Annotated in this window: 1 protein-coding gene and 1 pseudogene; both read left to right on the top strand. The window is 75.6% G+C overall.

Going from position 1 to position 5,280, the window contains the following annotated elements; all coding sequences use genetic code 11:
* A partial coding sequence (locus JM949_RS33185; protein WP_203152000.1) for an acyltransferase domain-containing protein occupies positions 1–2,362 on the top strand: 2,362 nt, incomplete at its 5' end.
* A 71-nt stretch (positions 2,363–2,433) separates the two neighbouring features.
* Positions 2,434–5,280, top strand: a pseudogene (locus JM949_RS40215) (type I polyketide synthase); the annotation flags it as partial.

Genomic DNA, 5,280 nt, shown 5'->3' with positions numbered 1-5,280 from the left:
CCGGGCCGCGCTGCCGCAGCGCGCCGCCGTGCTCGGCCGTGGGCGCGCGGAGCTGCGCGAACGGCTCGCCGCGCTGGCCGAGGACCGTCCGTCGCCAGGCGTGCTGCGCGGCGTCGCCGGCCACCACCGGACCGCGTTCCTGTTCACCGGTCAGGGCGGCCAGCGGGCCGGCATGGGCAGCGAACTGGCGGCCACGTTCCCGGCCTTCGCGCAGCTGTGGGACGAGGCGTTGGCGCTGCTGGACGGCGACGACGTCCGCACCGCCGACGAGGCGGCGCTGGCCCGCACCTCGTCCGCGCAGAAGGCGCTCTTCGCGTTCGAGGTCGCCATGTGCCGGCTGTGGGCGTCCTGGGGCGTGCGACCGGAGTACGTGCTGGGCCACTCCATCGGTGAGCTGGCCGCCGCGCACGTCGCCGGCGCGATGTCGCTCACCGACGCCTGCCGCCTGGTGTCCGCGCGCGGCCGGCTGATGGAGGCACTGCCCGCCGGCGGTGCGATGGTCGCCGTGGAAGCCTCCGAGGCCGAGGTGGCCGGCCTGCCGGTCGCGGCGGTCAACGGCCCGCGATCGGTGGTCATCTCCGGGCCGGAGCAGCTGGTCGAGGACGTCGCGGCGCAGTGGCGGGCCCATGGCCGCCGGGTACAACGGCTGAACGTCTCGCACGCGTTCCACTCGGCCCAGATGGAACCGATGCTCAAGGAGTTCGGCGAGGTGGCCGCCGACATCCGCTACCAGCGCCCGACGCTCGCGGTGATCTCCAACCTGACCGGCGAGCCGGTGCGCGAGTTCAGCGCGGACTACTGGGTCCGGCACGTCCGGGCGACGGTGCGCTTCGGCGCGGGTCTGGACCTGCTCACCCGCCGTGGTGTCGAGGTCTTCGTCGAGGTCGGCCCGGACGGGGTGCTGTCCGGCCAGGGACGCGACGGGTTGTTCGTGCCGTCGTCACGGCGTGACCGGGACGAGGTCGACACGGCGCTGTCCGCGCTCGCCCGGGTCCACCTGGCCGGGGTACCTGTCGACTGGCCGTCGGTGCTGGCCGGCGGTCGTACGGTGCCGCTGCCGACGTACGCGTTCCAGCGCGAGCGGCACTGGCTCACGCCGAAACCCGCCAGCCCGGTCCCGGACGACGGTTGGCACTACCGGGTCACCTGGCGGCCGGTACCGGAACCTCAGCCCGCGACGCTCGACGGCATCTGGCTCGTCGCCGCGCCGAGCGCGGCGACCGCCGAGCCGGTGATCCGGGTGCTGACCGCCGCCGGCGCGGAGGTCCGCTCGGTAGGCCGGGGGGTGTGCCCCGACGATCGTCCCCAAGCGGTGCTCTCCCTGCTCGACGCGGCCGGCACCGCCGCCCTGGCCAGCGAACTCGACGCGCCGCTGTGGGTGCTGACCACTGGCGCGGTGTCGGTCACGCCGGGTGACCCGCCACCGGACCCGGCCCAGGCGCAGCTCTGGGGGCTGGGCCGGGTCGTCGGCCTGGAACACCCGGACCGGTGGGGCGGGCTCGTCGACGTGTCCGGTGACGACTGGCACCGGCTGCCGGCGATCCTGGCCGCCCCGGGCCACGAGGACCAGTACGCGATCCGGCCCGGCGGCGTGTTCGTACGCCGGCTGAGCCGGATCGCCGGTGAGCGCGAGCCGCGACAGTGGACGCCCCGGGGCACCGTGCTGGTCACCGGTGGCACCGGCGCCCTCGGCGCCCGCGCCGCCCGCTGGCTCGCCGCCAACGGTGCCGCGCACCTGGTGCTGACCAGCCGCTCCGGCCCCGACGCCGTCGGGGCCGACGCCCTGCGCGACGACCTCACCGCGCAGGGCGCCGCGGTGACCATCGTGGCCGGCGACGTCACCGAGCGGGAGTTCCTCGCCGGGCTGCTCCGGGACCACCCGCCGACCGCCGTCGTGCACACCGCCGGCACCAGCCGTCCGACCCCGCTCGCCGACCCCGGTCTCGACGTGCTGGCCGACGCCCGGGGCGCCAAGGTGACCGGCGCCGACCTGCTCGACGAGCTGCTCGACGGGGTCGCCCTGGACGCGTTCGTGCTCTTCTCGTCGGTCGCCGGCACCTGGGGCAGCGCCGGCCAGGCCGGGTACGCCGCCGCCAACGCCCACCTCGACGCCCTCGCCGAACGCCGACGGGCCCGGGACCTCCCCGCGACGTCGATCGCCTGGGGGCCATGGGCGGGCGGTGGCATGGCGGAGGGGCCGAGCCGCTGCTGCGCCGGGCCGGACTGTGCCCGATGGCCCCGGCGGCGGCGCTGGAGGCGATGCGCCGGTCCGTCGGGTCCGGCGCGGCCACCCGGGTCGTCGCCGACGTGGACTGGGACCGGTTCGCCGCCTCGTACACGCTGGCCCGGTCGCGCCCACTGATCGAGGACCTGGTGTCCGCCGCCCCGCCCGCGCCCGCCTCGGTGCCGCCCGCCGCGCGTTCTACCCGCCCGCTGCTCGACCTGGTCCGCGAACAGGTCGCGGCGGTGCTGGACCTGCCGTCCGCCGCCGCCGTCGCGGCCGACCGGCCGTTGCGGGAGTTGGGCCTGGAGTCGCTGACCGCCGTGGAGCTCCGCGACGCCCTGGCCTCGGCGACCGGGCTGACGTTGCCGAGCACAGTCGTCTTCGACCACCCGACCGCGGCGGCCCTCGCCCGGCACCTCGGCGGCGAACTGGGCGGAGGCGGTGACCGCTCGGACGCGACACCCGTCACGCCAGCGGCCGACGACGATCCGCTGGTCATCGTGGCCAGCGGCTGTCGGTTCCCGGGTGGGGTCCGCTCCGCCGACGACCTGTGGCGGCTCGTCGCCGCCGGGACCGACGCGATCGGTCCCTTCCCCACCGATCGCGGCTGGGACCTCGACGGCATCTACCACCCCGACCCGGACCACAGCGGCACCACGTACGCGAACCAGGGCGGGTTCCTCGCCGACGCCGACCGTTTCGACGCGGCGCTGTTCGGCATCAACCCGCGCGAGGCGTTGGCCATGGACCCCCAGCAGCGGTTGCTGCTGGAGACGTCGTGGGAGGTCTTCGAGCGGGCCGGCATCGACCCGACCACAGTGCGCGGCAGCCGGGTCGGCGTCTTCGTGGGCGCGGCCGGGCAGGGCTACGGCGCCGGCCTGACCGAGGTTCCGGACGGGGTCGGCGGTTACCTGCTCACCGGCAACGCCACAAGCATCATCTCCGGGCGGCTCGCCTACACGTACGGGTTGGTGGGCCCGGCGCTCACCATCGACACCGCCTGCTCGTCGTCGCTTGTCGCGCTGCACCTCGCGGCCCGGTCGCTGCGCGACGGCGAGTGCGAGGCGGCCCTGGTGGGCGGGGTCATGGTGATGCCGACACCGCTGCCGTTCATCGAGTTCAGCCGGCAGCGAGGGCTCGCGCCGGACGGTCGGTGCAAGCCGTTCGCCGCCGCGGCCGACGGCACCGGCTGGTCCGAGGGGGCCGGCCTGGTGCTGCTGGAGCGGCTCTCCGTGGCCCGACGGCACGGTCACCCCGTCCTCGCCCGGTTGCGCGGCTCGGCCGTCAACTCCGACGGCGCCAGCAACGGTCTGACCGCGCCCAGTGGCCCGGCCCAGCAGCGGGTGATCCGGCAGGCGCTGGCGAACGCCGGGCTGACCCCCGGCGACGTCGACGTGGTGGAGGCACACGGCACCGGCACCCGGCTCGGTGACCCGATCGAGGCGCAGGCGCTGCTGGCCACCTACGGGCGCGACCGGCCCGCCGACCGGCCACTGTGGCTGGGATCGGTGAAGTCCAACATCGGGCACACCCAGGCCGCCTCCGGCATGGCCGGGCTGCTCAAGATGGTCGAGGCGATGCGGCACGGTGTGCTGCCGGCGACCCTGCACGTCGACGAGCCCACCGGGCACGTCGACTGGTCGACCGGCGCGGTCCGGCTGTTGACCGAGGCGATCGCCTGGCCGGACACCGGCCGGGCGCGTCGGGCCGCGATCTCGTCGTTCGGTGCCAGCGGCACCAACGCGCACGCCATCCTGGAGGCCGTCGCGGAACCCGACGTCGCGCCACCGGCGTCGGCCGCTCTCCGCCGCCCGCTGCCCTGGGTGCTGTCGGCGCGCACCCCCGAGGCGTTGGCCGCCTGGGCCGACCGGGTCGGCGCGCACGTGTCCGCGAGCGGACGGGCCGGCGCGGACCTGGCGTACTCGCTGGCGACCACCCGCGCCCACCTGCCGCACCGGGCCGTCCTCGTGACGGCGACCCGGACGAGGTGCCGGCCGCCCTGCACGCGCTGGCCCAGGGCGAAGCCCCACCCGATCTGGTGCGCGCGAGCGTGCTGCCCAACGCCGACCGGCCGGTGTTCGTCTTCCCCGGGCAGGGCGGGCAGTGGCCCGGGATGACAGTGGAGCTGCTGGACACCGAGCCGGTGTTCGCCGCGCGGATGAACCAGTGCGCCGCCGCGTTCGCCCCGTACCTGGACTGGTCGTTCATCGCCGTCCTGCGCGGCGAGCCGGACGCCCCGTCGATGACGCGGACCGACGTCGTCCAGCCGGTGCTGTTCGCCGTGATGGTGTCCCTCGCCGAGCTGTGGCGCAGTCACGGTGTGCGGCCCGCCGCGGTGCTCGGGCACAGCCAGGGTGAGCTGGCGGCGGCCTGTGTGGCGGGTGCCATCGAACTGACCGACGCCGCCCGGATGGTGGCCCTGCGCAGCGCGGCGCTCACCGAGTTGGCCGGTACCGGTGCGATGGGTTCGGTGCTGATGTCCTACGAGGACCTGTCGGCCCGGCTGCCCGAGTGGGGTGGCCGGGTCACCGTCGCCGCCGTCAACGGCCCCGAGTCGGTGGTGGTCTCCGGCGACGTCGACGCCGTCGACGACCTGCTGGAGCGGCTGGCGGGAGAGGGGGTGCGGACCCGCCGGATCGAGGCCACCGCGGCCGGTCACTCCGCCCACCTGGATCCGCTGCGGCCGAGGTTCGCGACCGCGTTCGAGGGGGTCGTGCCGGCCGCCAGCGAGGTGGACTTCTATTCCACGGTGACCGGCGACCGCTTCGACACGACCTGCCTGGACTCGGGCTACTGGTGGCGCAACGTCCGCCAGACGGTCCGGTTCGAACCCGCTGCCCGCGCCCTGATGGCGGCGGGGCACACCGTCTTCATCGAGATGAGCCCGCACCCGGTGCTGACGCTCGGCCTGCACGCGATCGCCGCGACGGCCGGCCAGCAGGCCGCGGTGCTCGGGACTACTGCTGGGTGTCCTGCTGGCCTGCTGGGTCGTCCCCGTCGCCGCGACCGCCGTGCACGCCGCGTGGCTCCTGCCGCCGGTGGTTCTGCTCGGCACG

It is taken from the genome of Micromonospora tarensis, from assembly GCF_016803395.1.
Taxonomy (GTDB): domain Bacteria; phylum Actinomycetota; class Actinomycetes; order Mycobacteriales; family Micromonosporaceae; genus Micromonospora; species Micromonospora tarensis.
The sequence above is the reverse complement of the archived record's forward strand: the minus strand, read 5'-3'. Positions and strand labels throughout refer to the sequence as shown.